This is a genomic window from Pseudorhodoferax aquiterrae, assembly GCF_014652235.1.
Lineage (GTDB): Bacteria > Pseudomonadota > Gammaproteobacteria > Burkholderiales > Burkholderiaceae_C > Pseudorhodoferax > Pseudorhodoferax aquiterrae.
The window spans coordinates 46918-70355 of sequence record NZ_BMYK01000009.1 but is presented as its reverse complement, the minus strand read 5'-3'; the positions used below and the strand labels follow the sequence as shown (position 1 = coordinate 70355).

The window sequence follows — 23438 nt, the reverse complement described above, 5'->3', positions numbered from 1 at the left end:
GACACCGCGATGAGCCTGTTCCCCAAGCTGTTTCCCGAGATGAGCATCCGGCTCAAGCTGCTGGGCGCGTTTCTCGTGATGCTGGCGGGCTTCATCGTGCTGGCCGGCGCGGCGGTGGTGCTGCAGCTTGTCGGCGCGCAGCGTGCGGCGCTGCAGGAGGCCCAGCATGTGGCCATGGCGGTGGCGCGCATGTCCGATCAACCGGGCCCGGCGCAGCGCGACCGGCAAAGCTACTTCGACAGCATGGGCGTGCTGTTCGACCGCAACATCTTCCTGGTCGATGGCAACAGTGTCGTGGTCGCTGCCACCGACCGCCGCGTCATCGGCCAGACCTACCATGCGCCCGAGATCGCGCAGGCGGTGACAGAGGGCCGGCCGCGCGACTTCATCGGCCAAGACGTGTCCGACGGCAGCGAGGCGCACCAGGTCGTGGTTCCGCTGCGCGAAGGCGGCTCCGGTCTGCATGGCGGCGATGCCGTGGTGTTCGAGTACACCCAGGTCTACGACACGCTGATGGCCGAGGCCAAGCAGGCTGCGCTGCTGACCGTGGTGGCAACGTTGATCCTGGCGGTGCTGGGCTGGATCATGGCCTTTCGCGTCACGCATGCGCTGGTGCAGCCTCTGGCCGAGCTGGAACGCGCCGTGGCCCTGGTGGCAGCCGGCAACCACGGCGCGCGCCTGCGCGTGCGCTCCAGGGACGAGGTTGGCCGGCTGGCCACGGCCGTCAACCGCATGTCGGCCGACCTGCAGCGCCAGCACGACGCGCTGCAGGAACGCAATGCCGACCTGGCGCGCAGCAACGCGCTGCTGCACGACGGCATCGCGCGCCAGCAGGAGGCGGCCGAGCGCATCGAGTACCTGGCCTACCACGACAGCCTGACCGGCCTGCCCAATCGCAACCGTTTCGGCGCACTGCTGGCCGAAGCGGTGGCGCGCGCGGAAGAGGGCACGCATCCCTTCGGTCTGTTCTTCGTCGACCTGGACCGCTTCAAGCAGATCAACGACACGCTGGGCCATGGCGTGGGCGACGCGCTCCTGCTGGAGGTGGCGCAGCGGCTGCGCCAGACCTTGCGTGCAGGCGACGCGATCGCGCGCCTAGGCGGCGACGAGTTCGTGGTTCTCGTCGAAGAGCTGCGCAGCGACCGCCATGCCGAGGCCGTGGCGCAGAAGATCCTGCAGGCCATCTCCAAGCCATTCGCGATTCCCGGCTACGAACTGCGGGTGACAGCCAGCGTGGGCATCAGCCGCCATGGGCGCGACGGCAGCGACGGCCAGACGCTCATGAAGCATGCCGACATCGCCATGTACCAAGCCAAGGGCGCCGGCAAGAACAGCTTCGCCTTCTACTCGCCCGCCGACGACGACAACTCGATCGCACGGCTGGAGCTCGAATCGGCGCTGCGCTGTGCGCTGGAGCATGGCGAGCTGGAACTGCACTACCAGCCCAAGCTGGACCTGCGCGATGGCCGCATCCGGGGCATGGAAGCCCTGTTGCGGTGGCCCAGCCCCGGCCTCGGCATGGTTTCGCCGCAGCAGTTCATTCCCGTGGCCGAGGAAACCGGGCTGATCGTGCCGCTGGGCAAATGGGCTCTGCGCCAGGCCTGCCTGCAGAACATGGCCTGGCAGGCGCAGGGCCTCGCGGGGCTGACGGTGGCCGTGAACCTCTCGCCGCGCCAGTTCAGCGACGCCGACCTGCTGGGCGACATCGTGTCCATCCTGCACGAGACCGGCATGGACGGCCGCCAGCTGGAGCTGGAGATCACGGAGAGCGCGATCATGCAGGACGCCGAGGCCGGCCGCCGTTTGCTGCGCTCGCTCAAGTCGATCGGCGTGCGGATCGCCATCGACGACTTCGGCACCGGCTATTCCTCGCTGTCCACGCTCAAGCAGTTCCCGATCGACACGCTCAAGATCGACCGCTCGTTCATCGCCGACCTGGCCAGCGATCCGGAAGACCGCGGCTTGACCGAGGCCATCTTGCAGATGGCGCGCACGCTCAAGCTGCACGTGGTCGCCGAAGGCGTGGAGAACGCAGTGCAGCAGACCTTCCTGCGCGAGCGCGGCTGCGACGAGGTGCAGGGTTTCCTGTTCAGCAAGCCGCTTGCGGCCGACGCGTTCGCCGCCTTCGTGCAGCGCCGGCGCCAGGCCATCGCGGCCTGAAAGCCGCGCCGGCGCGCGTCCTACAGCCATATCGCCGCTCTCCGACAGCGCGATGGCAGCGCATTGCGTACGCTGAACCGATCCATCCAACACACAGGAGTTCAGCATGCACAACGACACCGCAGCGTTCAACCCTTCCCTGGACGAAGGCAAGTTGCAGCGTGGCCTGCACGAGGTCGGCGAGAACCTGCATTCGACGATCGACCGGGTCGCCCAGCCCGTGCACCACGCGTTGGACCGCGCCTCCGCCGGTGCGCACCAGACCGTGGACCGCATGGCCAGCGGCGTGGCTGGGGCCGCCCAGCGCCTGGACCAACGCATCGACCGTGTGCGCGCCGCACCGAACCAACTGCTCGAGGGCGCATGTGCCTACGTGGCGGCGCGCCCGCTCAAGGCGGTGGCCACCGCGCTGGTGGTCGGCTGGATTCTGGGGCGCACCGGCGCGCACCGCTGAGCGCAGCGGCGCCGGCCCGCTGCCGCTGTCAGGGCGCCGGCGTGCCCACCGCGATGGTGCCGACCATCCGGTCGGCACTTTGGCCCATGACCATCAGCACCGGCTGACCATCCTCCACGACGACGATGGCGACGCCGCTGGCAGCAAGATCAGGCTGCGCACACGCACTGCCAAAGCGCAGGACTGCGTTAAAGACGTTCTTGCCGGAGGGGCGCGGCGTGAGGCTGCCGGTGAGCGTGCAACCGGTGAGGCCGGTCCCGGACAGGGTCCCGTCGGCAGCGACCTGCAGGCGCATGGACTGGTCTGCCGAGGAAACGAGCGCCCAGCTTCCGGTGACGCTGGCCAGGTTGGCCGGCGTGTCGTAGCGGTAGCCTTGCGTCGGCTTGCTGGCCGTGAACGGGACCACGTTCTGGCCGAAGACGTACTGGCCTTGCATGGTGCCCGCGGAAGCACTGTAGCTGGCGGAAATCCTGCCTGCGGAGGGGGGCGCCGTGCCGTAGTCCAGCACGTCGCTGGCGGTGTAGGAACCATCGTGGGAAGTGCCGCGGGCCTGCAGGAAGCCGGCGCCGCCCGTGAAGCTGTAGAGCGCCCAGGACTCGCCGTTCTCCAGCACGATCGCAGCGTACTGTCCGGTGACGGCAGCACCCAGGCTGCCCTCGTAGACGCCCTCCGCAGTCACGGCAACTTCGTTGTCCGCGTCCCCGTCACCTCCGCCGCCACCGCATGCGGAAAGGGCGGCGGCAGCAGCCACCGTCATGAGGAATGGGCAGAACCGGGGGCGGAGCAAAGCCATGAAGATCTTTCGAAAGTGGGGGATTGGGTACCAAAACGGCCTTTTGCATACGCCGCCGGCGGGCGAGTTTACGTTCGGTTTCAAATGCCCCGGGCTCCGACATGCCCCGGCATCCGCTGTTCTGTGGAAGAGCGCGTTTGCACCTCTTGCAAGCTGCGGGCAATGGCCGCAGGCCCCGGTGCGAGGCGGCCGGCACAATGTGTGGCCATGAAATCCAAAGTGCAGTTCCGCCTGCGCATCTACCGCGACGACAGCATCGCCATCGGCCCCGGCAAGGTGGCGCTGCTGGAGGCGGTGGCCGAAACCGGCTCCATCTCGGCGGCGGCGCGCCACCTCGGCATGTCCTACCGCCGGGCCTGGGTGCTCGTCGCCGAGACCAACAAGGCCCTGGCCACGCCGGCCGTCAACACCGCGGCCGGCGGCGCGCACGGAGGGGGTACGGCACTGACCGAGGTCGGCATGGAACTGGTCAGGCGCTACCGCGCCATCGAGAACACCGCACGCCTGGCCGCCGCGGCCGACATCGCGGCGCTGAACCGGCTGCTCGCACCCTAGGAGCGGGGGCCGGATTTCTGCCGCCCAGGCTCCTCGCCGCGGCGCCGGCGGCGCGGGGTCGGGTGGCTGTGCCAGAATCCTCGCTGTATCTTCATGGACACGACGCGCGCGCTCCTGGCCGGCATGGACTGGCACCCCCTGATCCTGTCGCTGCAGGTGGCGGCCTGGGCCACGGCCGTGGCGCTGGTGCTGGGCATGGCGCTGGGCTGGCTGGTGGGGCGATGCCGCTTTCCGGGCCGCCAGCTGCTCGAGGCCGCCTGCATGCTGCCCATGGTGCTGCCGCCCACCGTGGTGGGCTACGGCATCCTCGTGTTGGCAGGGCGGCGCAGCCCGCTCGGAGCCTGGCTGCGGGAGCACTTCGACTACGCCATCATCTTCAGCTGGCATGGCGCCGTGGTCGCTTCGGCCATCGTGGCGCTGCCGCTGGTGCTCAAGTCGGCCAGCGCGGCGTTCGCGGGCGTGGACCGCTCGCTCGAGGCGGCCGCCGCCACGCTGCGCCAGTCGCCGTTGTCGGTGTTCCTGCGCGTCACGCTGCCGCTGGCCTGGCCGGGCATTCTGGCGGGCACGCTGCTGGCCTACGCGCGCGCAATGGGCGAGTTCGGCGCCTCGTTGATGGTGGCCGGCTCCATCCCGCAACAGACGCAGACGCTGTCCATGGCCATCTACGACGCCAGCCAGGCCGGGCAGGACGATCTTGCGCTGGTGCTGGTCGTCATCACCTCGCTGCTGTCCATGGCCGTGCTGGTGCTGTCCAACCGCCTGCTGGCGCCGCGCTGACCATGGCCGCACGCATCGACGTCGATCTGCAGCTGGGCGTGGCCGACGGCCGGCGCAGCTTCGCACTGTCGGCGACCTTCGCCTCGGACGCCGGCTTCGTTGCGCTGTACGGGCCCTCGGGCTCGGGCAAGACGCTCACGCTGCAGGCCATGGCGGGCCTGCTGCGGCCGGCCGCCGGCCATGTGCGCGTGGCGGGCCGCACGCTGTTCGACGCGGCCACCGGTGTGGACCTGCCACCGGCCGCGCGCCGCATCGGCTACCTGTTCCAGGACTACGCGCTGTTTCCGCACCTCACGGTGCGCCAGAACATCGGCTTCGGCCTGACCTCTTGGCACCGCCGGCGACTGGCACCGGTGCAGCAGCAGCGCATCGACATGCTGTTGCACGACTTCGGCCTGTCGGCCATGGCCGAGAGCCGGCCGCAGACCTTGTCGGGCGGCCAGCGCCAGCGCGTGGCGCTGGCCCGCGCACTGGCCTGCGAGCCCCAGTTGCTGCTGCTGGACGAACCCTTCGCGGCCCTGAATCCCATGCTGCGCGAGGAGCTGCGGGCCGGACTCGCGGCGGCCTGCCGGCAGGCCGGCATCCCCGCACTCATGATCACGCACGATGTGGACGATGCGCTGGCGCTGGCCGACGAGGCCTTCGTCTACGAGGACGGGCGCATCGTCCGCCGCGTGGATCTGCGCGCCGGCGTGCAGCAGGACCTGCGGCGCGAAGCCCTGACCGGCGCGCCCGCGCCGACTGCGACGCCCCTGCGCGCCAGGTTGCAGCGCATGCTGCTGGGCGGCTGAATCAGGCCTGGTGGGGCAACGCCGGCGTTTCGCTTTCCACGAAGCAATCGCGGAAGCTGAAGTAGATCGAGGTCGACATCATGGCCGCCATCAGGAAGGCGAAGGGCATCATGACCATGCTGGCCGCTTCGGCGCTGCCGACCAGCGAGGCGAAGATCGCGATGACCATGCCCATGGCCATCACCAGGCCGGCCCAGGCCAGGCCGTAGACCAGGAAGGCGCGCGCATTGCGCAGGCAGGCCACGATGCTGAAAAACAGGCTCTTGGCCGGCGTGATGCCGTGCCAGTGCACGAGCGCGGGCGCGTGCCAGAACATCAGGAAGATCGGCAGGTGCAGCAGCAGCGTGAGCAGCACGGCGCCGCTGACCTGCTGCGCCGCCGGGGTGCCGGCCGGTGCCGGCGCCTCGGGCGTGGGCAGCAGGGCCGACACCAGCAGCGAGACCAGCGTGGACAGCACGGCATAGACCAGGCCCAGCGCCAGCATGGCCTTCATGCGCTGCTGGCCGGCGCGGAACGCGCTGGCCAGCACGGTCGGCATCGGGAAGCGCCCCTGCGCCGCCTCGCGCGTGGCGGCCATCAGGCCCAGCGTGCTGGCCGGCACCAGCACGCCGGCCAGCAGCACGCCGATGCCCGGCAGCTGCGAGACGATCAGCATGACCGCCATGTACATGAAGAACAGGCCGACCAGGGCCAGCGGCTGGCGGAAGAAGGTCTGGATGCCCTCACGCACCCATTGGACGCCGGTGCGGGCGGGGACGATGTGGAGGTTCATGCGAAAGCGGGCGCAAGGCGCGTCGCGCGGGCGCGCAGCACGCGCTCGAAGTGGCCGGGGTCGTGCGGGGTCAGCAGCGCGGCTTCGCGCGGCAGGTGGAAATCCCACAGCCGAGAGATCCAGAAGCGCAGCGCACCGGCACGCAGCATGGCGGGCAGCAGTTCGCGCTCGGGGCCGGTCAGCGCGCGCTCGGACCCGTAGGCATCGAGGAACGCGGCCTGCCGTTCGTCATCGGCCTGGCCGTCCGCCAGCGTGATGCACCAGTCGTTCAGGCACACGGCGATGTCGAACAGCCAGGTGTCCACACCCGCGAAGTAGAAGTCGAAGAAGCCGGTCAGCACCGGGGCCTGGCCCGGCCGCTGCTCGAACATCACGTTGTCGCGGAACAGGTCGGCGTGCACCGGCCCGCGCGGCAGCGCGGCGTAGGCGGCCGAGGCCGCCACGTGGTTCTGGTAGGCCAGTTCGCTCTGCAGCAGCGCCGCCTGCCCGGGTTCCAGATAAGGCAGGACCACGGGTGCGGTCTCGTTCCACCAGGGCAGGCCGCGCAGGTTGGGCTGGTGCCGGTCGTAGTCGCGCCCGGCCAGGTGCATGCGCGCCAGCATGGCGCCCACGGCGGCGCAGTGCGCCGGGCCCGGGGCCAGTTCGCTCGCGCCGCGCAGCCGGTTGACCAATGCGGCGGGCTTGCCGCTCACGCTGTGCAGGATGGCGCCGTCGGCATCGGCGGCCGGGTCTGGCACGGGAATGCCGCGGCGTGCCAGGTGCTGCATCAGGTGCAGGTAGAAGGGCAACTGCGCGAACGACAGGCGCTCGAACAGCGTCAGCACATGCTGGCCGCGCTCGCTGTCGACGAAGTAGTTGGTGTTCTCGATGCCGCCCTGGATGCCGCGCAAGCCGCGCAGCGCGCCCAACCCCAGGGTGTTCAGCAGGGCCTGGGCATCGTGTTCTGTGACCTCGGTGAAGACTGCCACGATCTCAGAAACCGAGCACTTTCCAGACGCGCTGCCCGGCATTGCCCTGGGCGTTGTCGCGTTCGTTGCCGGGCCGCACGCGCGCGCCGTTGTGCGGCACGATCTCGTAGGCCGGCATGGCGCTGTTCAGCGGCTGCACGGTGATGCTTTGCGGTTCGCCGCCGTAGCGCAGTTCGTCGATGCGCGCACCCTTGTCCTCGATGCGGATGTGCTCGATCCGCTTTTCGGTGCCGGGCTGGCCCGGGTTGTCGGCCACCAGCGGCGGCGGGGCCGCAGCCGGGGCCTGGCCGAAGGCCGAAGCCGTGGCCGCCAGGCTGAAACAGAGGAGGGCGAGTGCGCGCATGGACGGCATTGTAGGTGGCCGCAACGCCCTGGGCACCGAAGGCACAATGCCCCGATGAGCGACACGAATACCCTGCTGCTGGTCGACGGTTCCAGCTATCTGTACCGGGCCTACCACGCGCTGCCGGACCTGCGCGGCCCCGACCAGTTCCCGACCGGCGCGCTCCATGGCATGGTCGCCATGCTGACCAAGCTGCGGGCGCAGTTTCCGTCCGCCCATGCGGTCTGCGTGTTCGACGCGCCGGGCAAGACCTTCCGCGACGATTGGTACCCTGAATACAAGGCCAACCGCGCCGCCATGCCCGAGCCGCTGGTGCAGCAGATCGGTCCCATCCACGAGGTCGTGCGCCTGCTCGGCTGGCCGGTGCTGTCGATCGCCGGCATCGAGGCCGACGACGTGATCGGCACGCTGGCACGCGCCATGGCAGCGCGCGGCGGCAAGGTCGTCGTGTCGACCGGCGACAAGGACATGGCGCAACTCGTCGACGACCACGTCACGCTGATCAACACCATGAGCAACGAGACGCTGGACCCGCCCGGCGTGCTGGCCAAGTTCGGCGTGCCGCCCGAGCGCATCGTGGACTACCTGTCCCTGATCGGCGATACCGTGGACAACGTGCCCGGCGTGGACAAGGTCGGCCCCAAGACCGCCGTGAAATGGCTGACCGAGCACGGCTCGCTCGACGGCGTGATGGCTGCGGCGGGTGCCATCAAGGGCGTGGCCGGCGAGAACCTGCGCAAGGCGCTGGACTGGCTGCCCATGGGCCGCAAGCTCGTGACCATCCGCACCGATTGCGACCTGGCCGAGCATGTGGCCGGCTGGCCGGCCGAGGCCGCCTTCGAGGCGCTCAGGTTCGCCGAGCCCGATCCGGCGCAGCTGCTGGACTTCTACACGCGCTACGGCTTCAAGACCTTCCGGCGCGAGCTGGAAGCGCGCATGGCCGCGACCACGCCGGCGGCCACGCCGGACGAGCCCTTCGCAGACGGCCCCGGCGCGGCTGCCGAGCCCGCGGCCGAAGTCTGCGTGCCGACGCCGCCCGCCGGCGACTACCAGACGATTGCCAGCTGGGAAGAGCTCGATGCCTGGATCGCCCGGCTGCGCAGCGCGCCGCTGGCCGCGCTGGACACCGAAACCGATTCGCTGGACCCGATGCGCGCGCGCATCGTCGGCATCTCCTTCGCGCTGCAGCCGCGCGAGGCCGCCTACATCCCGCTCGCCCACAACTATGCCGATGTGCCCGACCAGCTGCCGCTGGACGCGGTGCTGGACAAGCTCAAGCCCTGGCTGGAGGACGAAGCCGCCGGCAAGATGGGCCAGAACATCAAGTACGACAGCCACGTGTTCGCCAACCACGGCATCACGGTGCGTGGCTGGCGCCACGACACCTTGCTGCAGAGCTATGTGATCGAGGCGCACAAGCCGCACAGCCTGGAAAGCCTCGCGGACCGCCACCTGGGCCGCAAGGGCCTGTCCTACGAGGACATTTGCGGCAAGGGCGCCAAGCAGATCCCGTTCGCCCAGGTCGACGTGCAGACCGCCACCACCTACTCCGGCGAGGACAGCGAAATGGTGCTGGACGTGCACCGCGTGCTGTGGCCCGAGCTCGAGGCCGAGCCCGCCGCCGCGCCGAGCCGCCGCTACGTCTACGAGCAGATCGAACTGCCGACCAGCGCCGTGCTGCAACGCGTGGAGCGCCATGGCGTGTTGGTCGATGCGGCCGTGCTGCAAAAGCAGAGCCAGGCCCTGGCCGAACGCATGGTGGCACTCGAGCAGGAGGCCTACGACCTGGCGGGCCAACCGTTCAACATGGGCAGCCCCAAGCAGATCGGCGAGATCCTGTTCAACAAGCTCGGCATCCCGGTGCAGAAGAAGACCGCCACGGGCGCGCCGTCCACCGACGAGGAGGTGCTGGAGAAGCTCGCGGCCGACTACCCGTTGCCGGCGCGGCTGCTCGAACACCGCGGCCTGTCCAAGCTCAAGAGCACCTACACCGACAAGCTGCCGCTCATGGTCAACCCGATCACGGGCCGCGTGCACACCAACTACGCCCAGGCCGTGGCCGTCACGGGCCGGCTCTCCAGCAACGAGCCCAACCTGCAGAACATTCCGATCCGCACGCCTGAGGGCCGGCGCGTGCGCGAGGCCTTCATCGCGCCGCCCGGCCACCAGATCGCCAGTGCCGACTACTCGCAGATCGAGCTGCGCATCATGGCCCACATCAGCGAGGACCCGGGCCTGCTGGCCGCCTTCGCCGAAGGCCGCGACGTGCACCGCGCCACCGCGGCCGAGGTCTTCGGCGTGGCCGTGGACGAGGTCAGCAGCGAGCAGCGCCGCTACGCCAAGGTCATCAACTTCGGCCTGATCTACGGCATGGGCGCCTTCGGGCTGGCCAGCAACCTCAACATCGATCAGAAGGCTGCCAAGAACTACATCGACCGCTACTTCGACCGCTTCGCAGGCGTCAAGCGCTACATGGACGAGACCCGCGCCCAAGCAGCGGCCCAGGGCTATGTGGAGACGCTGTTCGGCCGGCGCATCGTGCTGCCCGAGATCCAGGGTGGCAGCGGCCCGCGCCGCGCCGCGGCCGAGCGCCAGGCCATCAATGCGCCCATGCAGGGCACGGCGGCCGACCTCATCAAGCTGGCCATGATCGCCGTGCAGGCCGAGCTCGACCGCCAGGCCAAGTCCACGCGCATCGTGATGCAGGTGCACGACGAGCTGGTGTTCGAGCTGCCCGAGGAGGAGGCCGAGTGGGTGCGCACCGAGGTGCCGCGCCTCATGGCCGGCGTCGCCAGCCTCAAGGTGCCGCTGCTGGCCGAGGTCGGCTTCGGCGCGAACTGGGACCAGGCCCACTGAAGCCTGGGGCTTCGCCTGGTCCTGGCTGCCACCGCGGCCTGCGCCTACGGGCGGCTTCGCACCCGGACGACGCCTTGGACACGGCGCCGCCCGGACCATGACGGCATGTCCCGCGACGGGACCTTGTTCAACCTCAGCGAAGGAGCACGACCATGGCAGCAGCCGACGAGCGCGATTTGCGCGATCAACGCAATCTGGACCCCATCACCGAAGCGCCCGGTGCGCACCCCGTGGGCACCGGGGTCGGTGCCGCGGGCGGCGGCGTGGCCGGCGCGGCCATCGGCGCCGTCGGCGGTCCGGTCGGCGCAGCCGTCGGCCTGGTGGCTGGCGCGCTGGTGGGCGGCCTGGCTGGCAAGGCCACGGCCGAGCGCATCAACCCCACGGTCGAAGAGGCCTACTGGCGCGAGAGCTACACGCGCGAGCCCTACTACGAAGCCGGCCGCAGCTTCGACGACTACGGTCCGGCCTACGCCTATGGCTGGGGCGCGACCACCACGTACCCGGCCGATTCGTTCGAGGCCGCCGAACCGGCGCTGGCCCGCGACTGGGAGAGCCGGCGCGGCAGCTCGTCGCTGGACTGGCAGCAGGCCCGCCCGGCCACGCGCGCGGCCTGGGACCGCGTGCAGACGCAGACGGCGACCACGGGCGCGTTCGACCGGGACGATGTGCTGGAAACCCTGGACGACCTGCTCAAGACCTGCCGCGATGGCGAAAAGGGCTTCCGTGAAGCGGCCGAGCACACCCGCACCGAGAGCCTGGCCACGCTGTTGCGCGACCGCGCCCAGACCTGTGCGCGCGGAGCCGAGGAGATCGTGGCCGCGATCGGACGCCTGGGCGGCGAAGCCAACGACCGTGGCAGCGCCACGGGCGCGCTGCACCGCGGCTGGGTCAGCGCGCGCGGCAGTGTCGGCGCGCTGAGCGACCTGGACATGCTGGAAGAATGCGAGCGCGGTGAGGATGCGGCGCTGGCGCGCTACCGCAAGGCGCTGCAGCAGCCCCTGCCGGCCGATGTGCGCACGCTGGTGGAGCAGCAGATGGCCGGTGCCCAGCGCAACCACGACGAGATCAAGCGCCTGCGCGACATCGAACGCGCCCGCAAGACCTGATCGGCGGCGCTCAGCCGCCCGTGGCGACCGGCCGGCTCCGGTCGCTGCACCAGTCGCTCCAGCTGCCGGCATAGAGGGCGGTGGGCGGGTAGCCCGCCACCTGCATGGCCAGCAGGTTGGGAATGGCACTGACGCCGCTGCCACATTGGTGCACCACGCTGGCCGGGTCGCGTCCGGCCAGCAGTGCGTCGAATTCGGCGCGCAGCTGCTCGGCCGGCTTGAAGCGGCCATCCGTGCCGATGTTCAGGCCGAACGGGCGGTTCAGCGCGCCAGGAATGTGGCCGGCCACCGGATCGAGCGGTTCCGTCTCGCCCCGAAAGCGCGGGCCGGCGCGCGCGTCCAGCACCGTCTGCGCAGGGCTGTCCAGCTGCGCCAGCACCGCATCGGCATCGACCAGGCGCACCAGCGGCGCGCGCAACGCGAAGTTGCTGCGGAAATGGCTGGTCTCTTCACCACCCACCACCTCGCCGCCATCGGACTGCCAGGCCTGCAGGCCGCCGTCGAGCACGGCCACAGCCTCGTGGCCGGCCCACTTGAGCATCCACCAGAGCCGGCCGCAGTAATTGGCGCCCTGGCGGTCGTAGACCACGGCCTGCATGTCGTTGGCAAAACCGACGCTGGACAGCCAGATCGCGAACTTCTCGCGGTTGGGCAGCGGATGGCGGCCGCCGGAGGCCGGCGCATCGGCCGCTTGCGCGGTCACCACGCCATGCCGGCCCGGCGCGCCGTGCATGGCGCTCAGATGGCGGTCCAGGTCGGCACGCACGGCGCCGGGAATGTGGGCTTCGCGGTACTGGGCATCGCCGGCCTTCGGCTGCAGGAGCTCGAAGCTGCAGTCGAACAACATCTGCGGCTGGCCGCTGGCGCGCAATGCGCGCAGCTGCGCGGGCGTGATCAGGGTGGTGTACATGGGCACTCGGCGTCGTGTTGGACGCGCCATTGTGGCGCGCCCGGCGCCTCAGAACGTGTGAAGGGACCGATCGCGCCCACGACGGGGTGCGGCGGGCCGCAGGCGTAGGCGCGGGCCGCGGCCCGGGCTCGTGCCCGGGCAAGGACCGCAACGCTCGCATGCGGCCTGGCGCGCCCCGGCCCGAAGGGCGAGGCCCCTGGCGCGACGGTCATGATGGAAACAGGTGCTCATTGGGGGGCCTCGCGTGGGTGTGAGCGGTTCGTTCACACGTTCTCAGTGCTCTTCGGCAGGCGCCTTGGGCACGGCGCGCTCGCGCAGCACCGTGGCCACGACGCCGCTGGCGATGACCAGGCCCATGCCCGCGACGCCCGTGGCGTCGATCACATCGTCGAACAACAGCACGCTGAAGATGGATGCGAACACGATGCCCGAGTACTGCAGGTTGGCCACCACCAGCGTGCCGGCCTCCGTCTTCGCCTGGGCATAGGCCCGCGTCATGCACAGCTGGCCCAGCGCGGCCAGCACGCCGATCGGCAGCAGCCACAGCGCATGCAGCCAGTTCCAGGGCGAGACACCGGCGAACAGCATCCAGAGCCCGCCCATGACGGCCGCGCCCAGCGCGAAGTAGAACACCGTGCGTGTTTCCGGCTCACCGATGCGCGACAGCGCGATGACCTGCAGATAGGCGAAGGCGGCCGTGAGGCCGGAGATCAGGCCCACCATGCTGGCGAAGCCCTGGCCGGGGTTCACGTCGGGCTTCAGGATCATGACCACGCCCGCGAAGCCGACCAGCACCGTGAGCGCCAGCACGCCCTGCAGCGGTGGCAGCGGCACGCGCCCATCACGCCCGGGGATCGGCACCCACGCCAGTAGCGCGCCACCGACCAGGAAGGTCGCGATCCAGATGCTGCTCATGTAGTTCAGCGTCATGGCCGCGGACAGCGGAATGTGGGCGATGGCGTAGAACCAGCAGCCCAGCGAGAAGGTACCGATCACGCTGCGCCAGACATGCATGCCCGGATAGCGCGTGGCCAGTGGCACGCCCTGGCGCCGGGCCAGAACGCCGAGAAAGACCACGCCGACGAGGCCGCGCCAGAACACCAGTTCGGCGCTGTTGAACGAGGCCGATGCGAACTTGACGCACACGCCCATGGTGGCGAACAGGAACGCCGACGCCACCATCCAGAAACCTTGCATGACCGCTCTTGCTTGTTGTTGTGGGGTGAAAAGAAAAAGGGGCACGAGGCCCCTTGGCACAAGCGCGCAGCCTCAGCGCTCCCGTGTCTGGAACGGGCGCGCCAGCGGCACGTCCAGCAGCTGGCGCCGGTACCACTCGTGGAAGTGCTGCATGCCGTCTTCCATCGGGCTCTGGTAGGGGCCGGCTTCGTCGTCGCCGCGCTCGAGCAGCGCCTTGCGGCCCGCGTCCATGCGCAGCGCGATCTCGTCGTCCTCCACGCAGGTTTCCATGTAGGCGGCCTGCTGGGCCTCGACGAACTCGCGCTCGAAGGCCGCGATCTCCTCGGGGTAGTAGAACTCCACGGTGTTGAGCGTCTTCTGCGGCGAGACCGGGTACAGCGTGGACACCGTCAGCACGTGCGGATACCACTCCACCATCACGGTGGGGTAGTAGGTCAGCCAGATCGCGCCATAGCGCGGCGCCTGGCCCTCGCGGTAGTCCATCAAGGCCTTCTGCCAGCGCTGGTAGGCCGGACTGCCGGCCTTGCCCAGGCGGCCGGCCACGCCCACGGTCTGCACCGAATGGTGCTCGCCGAACTCCCAGCGCAGGTCGTCGCAGGTGACGAAGTTTCCGAGGCCGGGGTGGAACGGGCCGACGTGGTAGTCCTCCAGGTAGACCTCGATGAAGGTCTTCCAGTTGTAGTCGCATTCGTGCAGCTCGACGCGGTCGAACACGTAGCCGTCGAAGCTGAGGTCCGCGCGCGGGCCCAGGCGGGCCAGTTCGCGCTCCACGCGGCCGGGTTCGGCACCCTCGAACAGCAGGCCGTTCCAGCTCTGCAGCGGGTAGTTCGCCAGGTTCAGGCAGGGGTCTTCGGCGAAATGCGGCGCGCCCAGCAGCGTGCCGGCCTTGGCGCCGCGGCCGCCGCTGTAGGTCCAGCGGTGCAGCGGGCAGACGATGTTGCCGCCGGCGCTGCCGCTTTGCGTGCTGGCCAGGTTGCCGCGGCCCTTGAGGATCACGGCCTGGCGGTGGCGGCAGACGTTGGACACCAGGTCCACGCCCTGCGGGGTGCGCACCAGCGCGCGGCCTTCGCGCTCCTGCGGCAGCACGTGGTAGTCGCCGACGTTCGGCACCAGGAGTTCATGCCCCACGTAGCGGGGCCCGCGCTGGAAGATGGTCTCCAACTCGCGCTGGAACAGCGCCTCGTCGAAGTAGCTGGAAACGGGAAGTTGGCTTTGGGCCTGCTGAAGTTGAAGACTTAAATCAGACATGCATGTCCTGACCTAGAGACTCCCCCTATGAAGGGGCAGGGTAGGCGCCTGTTCCGTCGGCACCAAGGCACCAGTGGAGATCTGCGCGGGAGGGGTGGATCGGCTGAGCCGCCGAGGCTCCTTTCGAAGCGTTGCCGCTTGCTGGGAAAAAGGGAGGGGCGATTGTAGCCGCGACCGATGTCAATGCACCCCGTAAGGAATGCCCCGCGGCACAAGGCCTAAAATCCCGCCCTTCGCCTCCAACTCCTTGCACTTCGCCCATGCCCAAGGCCACCGCCTCGCCCCCATCTGCCCCGGTCAGCTACGAGGCCGCGCTGCAGGAGCTGGAAGCGCTGGTGGGCCAGATGGAATCGGGTCAGATGCCGCTCGATGGCCTTTTGACCGGTTACCGCCGCGGCGCAGAGCTGCTGCAGTTCTGCCGCGGCCGGCTCGATGCCGTGGAAGAGCAGATCCGCGTGCTCGACCAGCAGGGCCAGGTCAAGCCCTGGAGCGCCGAATGAGCGGCGCCCGCTCCTTCGACCTGGCGGGCTGGAGCACGGCCACGCTGGACCGCGTGGAAAGCGCGCTGTCGGCCTGGGTCGCGCCCGAGACGGCCGAGGACGATGGCCACGAAGCGCCCGCCGCGCTGCGCGAGGCCATGCGCTATGCGGTGCTGGACGGCGGCAAGCGGTTGCGGCCCTTGCTCGTGCTGGCGGCCCGCGCGGCCGTGGCCGGCGCCGAGCCCGCAGACGTGGCCCGCGCGCTCGACGATGCCGCGCTGCGCGCGGCCTGCGCGGTCGAACTGATCCATGCCTACTCGCTCGTGCACGACGACATGCCCTGCATGGACAACGACGTGCTGCGCCGTGGCAAGCCCACCGTGCACGTGCGCTTCGGCGAAGCCCAGGCCCTGCTGGCCGGCGACGCGCTGCAGGCCCTGGCCTTCGAATTGTTGACGGCAGAGCAGGCCAGCGCCCCGGCCAGCGTGCAGGCCAGGCTGTGCCGCCTGCTGGCGCGCGCCGCGGGTTGCGAAGGCATGGCCGGCGGCCAGGCCATCGACCTGGCCAGCATCGGCCGCAGCCTGTCGGAAGACCAGCTGCGCGACATGCACCGCCTGAAGACCGGCGCGCTGCTGCAGGGCAGCGTGATGATGGGCGCGGCCTGCTGCGACCCGCAGAGCAGCTGCAGCGCCCAGGCGCTGCAGGGCCTGGCGGCCTACGGCGCGGCGCTCGGCCTGGCCTTCCAGGTCGTGGACGACATCCTGGACGTGACGGCCGATTCCGCCACCTTGGGCAAGACCGCCGGCAAGGACGCCGCGCAGGACAAGCCCACCTACGTTTCGGTGCTGGGTCTGGCACGCTCGCAGGCCTATGCCCAGGAGCTCCTGGGCCAGGCCCTGGCGGCGCTGGACGGCGCCGGCCTGGCCGACACGCGCGCGCTGCGCGCCCTGGCCGACATGGTCGTGAACCGCTCGACCTGAGCGTTACGGAGAGAACAACCCCATGGCGAATCCGGACGCAGCGGCCTACCCGCTGCTCATGCGCATCAACGACCCGGCCGACCTGCGCCGGCTGCCGCGCCACGAACTCAAGCCCCTGGCGGACCAGCTGCGTGCCTACGTGCTGGACAGCGTCTCCAAGACCGGCGGCCACCTGAGCTCCAACCTGGGCACGGTGGAACTTACCGTGGCCTTGCACTACGTCTTCAACACGCCCGAGGACCAACTGGTCTGGGACGTGGGCCACCAGACCTACCCGCACAAGATCCTGACGGGCCGGCGCGACCGCATGCCCACGCTGCGCCAGCTGGGAGGGCTGTCGGGCTTCCCGATGCGTTCGGAAAGCCCGTACGACACCTTCGGCACGGCGCACTCGTCGACCTCGATTTCGGCCGCCCTGGGCATGGCCATGGCGGCCAAGCAGAAGGGCGAGGACCGCCATGCCGTGGCCATCATCGGCGACGGCGCGCTGACGGCCGGCATGGCCTTCGAGGCGCTCAACAACGCGGGCGTGTGCGACTGCAATCTGCTCGTGATCCTCAACGACAACGACATGAGCATCAGCCCGCCCGTGGGCGCGCTGAACCGCTACCTCGCGCAGCTGCTGTCGGGCAACTTCTACGCGCGCGCCAAGAACGTAGGCAAGCAGGTGCTCAAGGCCGCGCCGCCGCTGTTCGAGCTGGCCAGGCGGCTGGAGCAGCATGCCAAGGGCATGGTCGTGCCGGGCACCATGTTCGAGCAGTTCGGCTTCAACTACATCGGCCCGATCGACGGCCACGACCTGGAATCGCTGATCCCCACGCTGGAGAACATCCGCCAGCTCAAGGGCCCACAGTTCCTGCACGTGGTGACCAAGAAGGGCCAGGGCTACAAGCTGGCCGAGGCCGATCCCGTGGCCTACCACGGGCCCGGCAAGTTCGACCCGCGCGTGGGCCTGGTCAAGCCCAGCACGCCTGCCAAGCCCACCTTCACGCAGGTGTTCGGTCAGTGGCTGTGCGACATGGCCGCCCACGATCCGCGCCTGGTCGGCATCACGCCGGCCATGCGCGAGGGCTCGGGCATGGTGGAGTTCGAGCAGCGCTTTCCCAAGCGCTACTACGACGTGGGCATCGCCGAACAGCATGCCGTCACGTTCGCCGCAGGCCTGGCCACCCAGGGCCTGAAACCCGTGGTGGCGATCTACTCCACCTTCCTGCAGCGCGCCTACGACCAGCTGATCCACGATGTGGCGCTGCAGAACCTGCCCGTGGTCTTCGCGCTGGACCGCGCCGGCCTGGTCGGTGCCGACGGTGCCACGCATGCGGGCGCCTACGACATCCCGTTCCTGCGCTGCATCCCGAACATGGCGATCGCCTGCCCGGCCGACGAGAACGAATGCCGCGGCCTGCTCAGCGCCGCCTTCGCGCAGGCGGGCCCGGTGGCCGTGCGCTACCCGCGCGGCGCCGGCGTCGGCGCCGCCGTGGCCACCGACCTGCAGCCACTGCCCTACGGCAAGGGCGAGGTGCGGCGCCAGGCACAGCAACCGGCGGCCGGCCGGCGCATCGCCATCCTGGCCTTCGGCACCTTGCTGTACCCCGCGCTGGAAGCGGCCGGGCGGCTCAATGCCACGGTGGTCAACATGCGCTGGGTCAAGCCGCTGGACACCGCGCTGCTGCTGCAGGTCGCGGCCGAGCACGATGCGCTGGTCACGGTGGAGGAGGGCGCGGTCATGGGCGGTGCCGGCAGCGCCGTGGCCGAGGCACTGGCGGGGGCCGGTGTGGTCAAGCCGCTGCTGCAACTGGGCCTGCCCGACCGCTTCATCGAGCATGGCGATCCGGCCAAGCTGCTGGCCTTGCAGGGCCTGGACGCTGCCGGCATTGCCCGCGCGATCTCCACACGCTTTCCGAGCCTGGTGGAGCAGGCCCAGGCCGCGCTCAAGCTGGTCGCCTGAGTTGTACATACAGGGGAAAACCCGCAAGGGTCGCTCTGTAACCGCTTTCTACAATCCGCGCCTGACGTTGTGTCCCCGTTCCTCCAAAAGAGGAGCGGGTTTTTCTTTTGTCGAATCTTCGGAGAGCTTTTCAATGGATCGTCGTTCCGTCATCAAGAATGCAGGCATCGCCGGCGTGCTGGCCACGGGTATCGCGCCCGCCGTGCACGCCCAGGCGGCAGTGCGCTGGCGCCTGGCTTCGAGCTTCCCGCGCTCGCTGGACACCATCTTCGGCAGCGCCGAAATGCTGTCCAAGACGGTCAAGGCCCTGTCGGGCGGCAAGTTCGAAATCTCCGTGCACCCCGCCGGCGAACTGATGCCCGCCTTCGGCGTGGTCGATGCACTGCAGGGCGACAACATCGAGATGGCGCAGACGGCGGCCTACTACTTCACCGGCAAGGACCCTGTCTTCGCGTTCAGCTGCGCCGTGCCCTTCGGCCTGACCGCGCGCCAGAACACCTCGTGGAAGGACCATGGCAACGGCCGCAAGCTGCTGGACGCCTTCTTCGCGCAGTACAACTTCAAGACCGCCAGCGCCGGCAACACCGGCACGCAGATGGGCGGCTGGTACCGCAAGGAAATCAAGACCGTCGCCGACCTCAAGGGCCTGAAGATGCGCCTGGGCGGCGGCGTGTTCGGCGAAGGCATGGCCAAGCTGGGCGTGGTCTCGCAGAACATGCCGGCCGGCGACGTCTACCAGGCGCTGGAGAAGGGCACGCTGGACGCCGCAGAGTTCGTCGGCCCCTACGACGATGCCAAGCTGGGCTTCAACAAGGTCGCCCCGTTCTACTACTACCCCGGCTGGTGGGAAGGCGGCGCCGACCTGGAGTTCTTCATCAACGTGAAGAAGTACAACGCGCTGTCCGACGAGAACAAGGCCATCCTGGATGCGGCCTGCAAGGTGGCGGCCACCGACATGACGGCCAAGTACGACGCGGTCAACCCGGTGGCGATCAAGAAGCTCGTGGCCGAAGGCACCAAACTCATGGCCTTCCCCAAGGCCGTGATCGATGCCGGCTTCAAGTCCTGCATGGAAGTGTTCGCCGAACACGAAGCCAAGTCGCCCGAGTTCAAGAAGATCCACCAGGACATGCGCGCCTTCCAGCGCGACCAGATCCTGTGGAACCGCTTCTCGGAGTTCCCGTTCAACCAGTACATGAACGGCGTGAAGATCTGAGTCTTCGGCCCCGAATGAAAAAAGCCCCGCGGCGCAGGCCGCGGGGCTTTTTTCATGTGCGCCCGGTCAGGGCTTTGGCTGCTTGAGCGCGTCCTGCATGGCCTTCATCGGATCGTCCTCGGCCGGGGCCGCGGCCGGCGCCTCGGGCGCCGGTACCTCGGGTGCCGAGGCGCCGCTCTCGGGCTCGGCCGGCTTCTCGTCGGCACCGTAGCCGCCATCGGAGCCGTAGCCTTCACCGGCTTCGGGCTGCAGGCCCTGGCGCATCTGCTCGCCGACGGCCTTGAGGTCGTAGGCCTGGGCCTTGTCCAGGCTGCCCGTCACGAGGTTGGGGAAGGCGATCATCACGCCGACCATGAACAGCTGGATCAGCAGGAACGGGATCGCGCCCTTGTAGATCTGCATGGTCGTGACCGGGTCCATGACCTTCTTGGTCACGCGGTCCACGTAGGGCTTGTCCGGTGCCACCGAGCGCAGGAAGAACAGCGCGAAGCCGAAGGGCGGGTGCATGAACGAGGTCTGCATGTTCATGGCCAGCAGCACGCCGAACCAGATCAGGTCGATGCCCAGCTTGTCGGCCACCGGTGCCAGCAACGGCACCACGATGAAGGACAGCTCGAAGTAGTCCAGGAAGAAGGCCAGCACGAACACCAGCAGGTTCACGAAGACCAGGAAGCCGACCTGGCCGCCCGGCAGGCTGGACAGCAGGTGCTCGACCCAGATCGGGCCGTCGGCGGCCTGGAACACCAGGCCGAACACGGTCGCGCCGATCAGGATGAACATCACGAAGCTGCCGAGCTTGGTCGTCGTGGCCAGCGCCTGCTTGAGCAGGGCCAGGCTCAGCCGGCCGCGCGCCCAGGCCATGACCAGCGCGCCGATGGCGCCCATGGCGCCGCCTTCGGTCGGCGTGGCCACGCCCAGGAAGATCGTGCCCAGCACCAGGAAGATCAGCAGCAGCGGCGGGATCAGCACGAAGGTCACGCGCTCGGCCAGCCGCGACAGCAGCTTCAGGCCGGCGAACTTGTTCACGAGCGCGATCAGCAGCGCCACCATGGCGCCGCCGCACATAGCGACCACGACCTTCTCGTCGGTCGCCACCGTGGTGATCTCCTTCTCCAGCCACCAGCTGTGCACCGCGGCCATGTGGCGCGCGAGGAAGGCCGAGACCAGGAAGGAGATGATGGTCAGCACCAGCAGCGAGGGGTAGCCGCCGCTGCCGTTGGCCTCGCGGTAGATGCGGGCCTCGGGCGGCAGCGCCGGCACGCTCTTGGGTTTGAAGATGGCCAGGAAGGCGATGTAGGCCACGTAGCAGCCCATTAGCAGGAAGGCCGGCACGAAGGCGCCCTTGTACATGTCGCCCACGCTGCGGCCGAGCTGGTCGGCCATGATGATCAGCACCAGCGAGGGCGGGAGGATCTGCGCCAGCGTGCCCGAGGCCGCGATCACGCCGCTCGTGAACTTCCGGTCGTAACCGTAGCGCAGCATGATGGGCAGCGAGATCAGCCCCATGGAGATCACGGAGGCTGCGACCACGCCCGTGGTGGCCGCCAGCAGCGCACCCACGAACACCACGGCCAGCGCGAGGCCGCCGCGCATGGGGCCGAACACCTGGCCGACCGTGTCGAGCAGGTCCTCGGCCATGCCGCTGCGTTCCAGGATCAGGCCCATCAGCGTGAAGAAGGGCACGGCCAGCAGCGTGTCGTTGGCCATGATGCCGATCAGCCGCTGCGGCAGCCAGGCCAGCACCGAAGAGGGGAACACCCCGAGTTCGATGCCGATGATGCCGAAGGTCAGGCCGCAGGCGCCCAGGCTGAAGGCGACCGGAAAGCCCAGCAGCAGGAAACAGATCAGCCCCGCGAACATGATCGGGGCGAAGTTGGTGGCGATGAATTCCATCGAACGGTGCTCCGATCAGTTCGCGGTGGCGGCCTTGGCGGCTTCGCGCTCGCGCAGGATCTCGGCCAGTTCTTCCTCGGCGCTCTTCTCGCCGGCCTTGAGGGTCGGGTCGGGGCCGTGACCGCTCAGGAAGGCAAGGCGCTTGATGAGTTCGGACCAGCCCTGCAGCATCAAGAGCGTGAAGCCGACCGGCAGGGCCAGCCACACCGGCCAGCGGATCAGGCCACCCGGGTTGCCCGACATCTCGCCCGATGCGTACATCTGCTGGGTCATGGGCACGGTGTAGTACAGCACCAGCAGGCACAGCGGCGTGAGGAAGAACGCGAAGCCGACGATGTCGATCCAGACCTGCGCCTTCTTGGGCAGGCGGCTGTTGAGCACGTCGATGCGCACATGCTCGCGGTTGAGCAGCGTGAAGCCGGCGGCCACCAGGAACGACCAGGCGAACAGATACCACTGCACTTCCAGGTAGGCGTTCGAACTGGTATTGAACACCTTGCGCACCACGGCGTTGATCGCGCTGATGGCCGTGGACGCCAGGATCAGCCAGATCACCCATTTGCCGACCTGGGCGTTGAGCCAATCGATGGCCCGCGAGAGCTTTAACAAGCCTTGCATGTCTTCCTCGTGTGTGTTGGATGCCCCGATGCGAAAGCACCCGGCACGCCGGCGTTGTGCGCCAGCGGGTCGGGTGCGTGAGGCGCGCGGATTTTATAGGGTGCGCCCGGCGCCCCTGCCGCGCGGGGCAGCCCGCGCCAGCATGCCCATAATGGCCCATGCCCACGTCTTCCGCCGCCACGCTGTCCGCGTCCGTGGACACGCCCGCCTTCCGCCGCGCCGGCCGCGAGGCCTTGTCGCTGGCGCTGATGGATGCACGCAACCACACGCTGCACCTGCTGGAGCTGTGCGAGCGCCATGGCGCGGGCATGGCGGGCCGTGCGGGCGACCCGCTGTGGCTGGCCGGCCATGCCGGCTGGTTCGCCGAGCACTGGATCGGCCGCAACCCGCAGCGCCACCAGGGCGCGGCCTGTCCACCGCGACCGCTGCGGCTGGCCTCGATCGAACCGCGTGCCGACCTGTGGTGGGCCGATGGCGCGGAGCAGGGCCCCGATGCGTCCACCACGCGCGCCTACCTGCTCGAGCAGTTGGAGAGCACGCTGGAACTGCTCGAGAAGGCGCCCGACAACGACGCCGGCCTGTACTTCTTTCGCCTCGCGGTGCTGCACGAGGACCAGCGCGGCGAAGACATCCTGGTGCAGGCCCAGCGCCTGGGCGTGCCCGTGCCGCTGCTGGCGCGCGAGCCGCGCCGCCCGTCCGCGCCCTTGCTGGTGCCGGCCACGCGCTGGCAGCTCGGCGCCCTGCCGGCCGGCCTCGTGCTCGACAACGAGCAGTGGGCCCACGCGGTGCAGATCCCGGAGTTCGAGATCGATGCGCAGCCGGTCAGCTGGGCCCAGTTCGTGGAATTCGTCGACGACGACGGCTACGACCGCGCAGAGCTCTGGCACCCCGAGGGCTGGGCCTGGCTGCAGCGTGAGCAGGCTCTGGACGAGGGCCGGCGCGGGCCGCGTTACGTGGAGCAGATCGGCGTGGCCAGCGGCGCCGTGCTGCAGCAGCGTTTCGGCCGACCGGTGCGCATGGCGGCCGAGCACAGCGCCGTGCACGTGAGCTGGTGGGAGGCCGATGCCTGGTGCCGCTGGGCCGGCCGGCGCCTGCCCGCGGAGGCGGAATGGGATTGCGCCGCCCACACCGCGGCGCGGCGCGGCTTCGACTGGGGCACGGTGCACGAATGGATGGCCGGGACGCTGCAGCCCTGGCCCGGTTTCACGCCCGGGCCCTGGGCCGAACTGAGCCAGCCCTGGATGGGCCGCGCGCGCGTGCTGCGCGGCGCCTCCTTCGCCACGCGTGCGCGACTGCACGACCGTGGCCTGCGCGGCTTCGCGATGCCCGACAACGACTGGCGCTTCGTCGGCTTTCGCAGCTGCGCGCTCTGAA

The 23438-nt window shown here is 69.4% G+C and carries 21 protein-coding genes; 12 read left to right on the top strand and 9 right to left on the bottom strand.

The window, feature by feature from the left end; genetic code table 11:
* Positions 1-9: 9 nt before the first annotated feature.
* The gene (locus IE209_RS15970) at positions 10-2160 is read left to right on the top strand and encodes a putative bifunctional diguanylate cyclase/phosphodiesterase (RefSeq protein ID WP_189687948.1); all 2151 of its coding nucleotides are present in this window, start codon (positions 10-12) and stop codon (positions 2158-2160) included.
* A gap of 106 nt (positions 2161-2266) precedes the next feature.
* Positions 2267-2614, top strand: coding sequence for a hypothetical protein (locus IE209_RS15965; protein ID WP_189687947.1), 348 nt, complete (start codon positions 2267-2269; stop codon positions 2612-2614).
* 28 nt (positions 2615-2642) lie between these two features.
* Here the strand turns inward: IE209_RS15965 and IE209_RS15960 are convergent, their stop codons facing one another.
* Complete coding sequence (locus IE209_RS15960) at positions 2643-3407, bottom strand: hypothetical protein (protein WP_189687946.1); 765 nt, start codon at positions 3405-3407, stop codon at positions 2643-2645.
* A gap of 207 nt (positions 3408-3614) precedes the next feature.
* Between IE209_RS15960 and IE209_RS15955 the strand changes: the two genes are divergently transcribed.
* From IE209_RS15955 to IE209_RS15945, 3 genes are all read left to right on the top strand, one after another.
* Complete coding sequence (locus IE209_RS15955; protein ID WP_189687945.1) at positions 3615-3962, top strand: winged helix-turn-helix domain-containing protein; 348 nt, start codon at positions 3615-3617, stop codon at positions 3960-3962.
* A 93-nt stretch (positions 3963-4055) separates the two neighbouring features.
* Positions 4056-4739: a molybdate ABC transporter permease subunit gene (gene modB / locus IE209_RS15950; protein ID WP_189687944.1), complete on the top strand. Its 684-nt coding sequence runs from the start codon at positions 4056-4058 to the stop codon at positions 4737-4739.
* 2 nt (positions 4740-4741) lie between these two features.
* Positions 4742-5530 carry an ABC transporter ATP-binding protein gene (locus tag IE209_RS15945; RefSeq protein ID WP_189687943.1) on the top strand — a complete coding sequence of 263 codons (789 nt, stop codon included), beginning with the start codon at positions 4742-4744 and terminating at the stop codon, positions 5528-5530.
* 1 nt (position 5531) lies between these two features.
* On the opposite strand, the gene IE209_RS15940 is transcribed toward IE209_RS15945, so the two are convergent.
* From IE209_RS15940 to IE209_RS15930, 3 genes are read right to left on the bottom strand one after another with little or no spacing between them, the layout of a single operon-like run.
* Positions 5532-6302 carry a BPSS1780 family membrane protein gene (locus tag IE209_RS15940; protein ID WP_189687942.1) on the bottom strand — a complete coding sequence of 257 codons (771 nt, stop codon included), beginning with the start codon at positions 6300-6302 and terminating at the stop codon, positions 5532-5534.
* A complete protein-coding gene (locus IE209_RS15935) occupies positions 6299-7270 on the bottom strand; it encodes a homoserine kinase (RefSeq protein WP_189687941.1) in 972 nt (323 codons plus the stop codon). The genes IE209_RS15940 and IE209_RS15935 overlap by 4 nt, the downstream gene beginning before the upstream one ends.
* 4 nt (positions 7271-7274) lie before the next feature.
* On the bottom strand, positions 7275-7613 hold the full coding sequence (locus IE209_RS15930; protein WP_229882880.1) for a hypothetical protein: 339 nt from the start codon (positions 7611-7613) through the stop codon (positions 7275-7277).
* A gap of 54 nt (positions 7614-7667) precedes the next feature.
* Between IE209_RS15930 and polA the strand changes: the two genes are divergently transcribed.
* Together polA and IE209_RS15920 are read left to right on the top strand one after the other, a co-directional pair.
* A complete protein-coding gene (gene polA, locus IE209_RS15925) occupies positions 7668-10469 on the top strand; it encodes a DNA polymerase I (protein ID WP_189687940.1) in 2802 nt (933 codons plus the stop codon).
* 152 nt (positions 10470-10621) lie between these two features.
* Positions 10622-11575, top strand: coding sequence for a ferritin-like domain-containing protein (locus tag IE209_RS15920; protein ID WP_189687939.1), 954 nt, complete (start codon positions 10622-10624; stop codon positions 11573-11575).
* Between the two features lie 10 nt (positions 11576-11585).
* Here IE209_RS15920 and IE209_RS15915 read toward each other — a convergent pair whose 3' ends face one another.
* The 3 genes from IE209_RS15915 to IE209_RS15905 form a co-directional block, all read right to left on the bottom strand.
* On the bottom strand, positions 11586-12485 hold the full coding sequence (locus IE209_RS15915; protein ID WP_373305355.1) for a sulfurtransferase: 900 nt from the start codon (positions 12483-12485) through the stop codon (positions 11586-11588).
* Between the two features lie 273 nt (positions 12486-12758).
* On the bottom strand, positions 12759-13682 hold the full coding sequence (locus IE209_RS15910) for a DMT family transporter (protein WP_189687937.1): 924 nt from the start codon (positions 13680-13682) through the stop codon (positions 12759-12761).
* A gap of 72 nt (positions 13683-13754) precedes the next feature.
* Entirely contained in the window at positions 13755-14930 is a 1176-nt protein-coding gene (locus IE209_RS15905) for an aromatic ring-hydroxylating oxygenase subunit alpha (RefSeq protein ID WP_189687936.1), read from the bottom strand.
* Between the two features lie 260 nt (positions 14931-15190).
* Here IE209_RS15905 and xseB point away from each other — a divergent pair, with 260 nt between their 5' ends.
* The 4 genes from xseB (at position 15191) to IE209_RS15885 (ending at position 19553) form a co-directional block, all read left to right on the top strand.
* Positions 15191-15430, top strand: a complete 240-nt coding sequence (gene xseB, locus IE209_RS15900) for an exodeoxyribonuclease VII small subunit (RefSeq protein WP_189687935.1) — start codon at positions 15191-15193, stop codon at positions 15428-15430.
* Complete coding sequence (locus IE209_RS15895; protein WP_189687934.1) at positions 15427-16389, top strand: polyprenyl synthetase family protein; 963 nt, start codon at positions 15427-15429, stop codon at positions 16387-16389. The genes xseB and IE209_RS15895 overlap by 4 nt, the downstream gene beginning before the upstream one ends.
* Positions 16390-16411: 22 nt before the next feature.
* Positions 16412-18337: a 1-deoxy-D-xylulose-5-phosphate synthase gene (gene dxs, locus IE209_RS15890; protein WP_189687933.1), complete on the top strand. Its 1926-nt coding sequence runs from the start codon at positions 16412-16414 to the stop codon at positions 18335-18337.
* A gap of 133 nt (positions 18338-18470) precedes the next feature.
* A complete protein-coding gene (locus tag IE209_RS15885; protein WP_189687932.1) occupies positions 18471-19553 on the top strand; it encodes a TRAP transporter substrate-binding protein in 1083 nt (360 codons plus the stop codon).
* A 66-nt stretch (positions 19554-19619) separates the two neighbouring features.
* Here the strand turns inward: IE209_RS15885 and IE209_RS15880 are convergent, their stop codons facing one another.
* Complete coding sequence (locus tag IE209_RS15880; protein WP_189687931.1) at positions 19620-21446, bottom strand: TRAP transporter large permease; 1827 nt, start codon at positions 21444-21446, stop codon at positions 19620-19622.
* Between the two features lie 15 nt (positions 21447-21461).
* Positions 21462-22064 (bottom strand): TRAP transporter small permease subunit, encoded by a 603-nt coding sequence (locus tag IE209_RS15875; protein ID WP_189687930.1) that lies wholly within the window; start codon positions 22062-22064, stop codon positions 21462-21464.
* A gap of 158 nt (positions 22065-22222) precedes the next feature.
* On the opposite strand from IE209_RS15875, the gene IE209_RS15870 reads away from it, so the two are divergent.
* A complete protein-coding gene (locus IE209_RS15870) occupies positions 22223-23437 on the top strand; it encodes an SUMF1/EgtB/PvdO family nonheme iron enzyme (protein ID WP_189687929.1) in 1215 nt (404 codons plus the stop codon).
* The last annotated feature ends 1 nt before the right edge of the window (position 23438 follow it).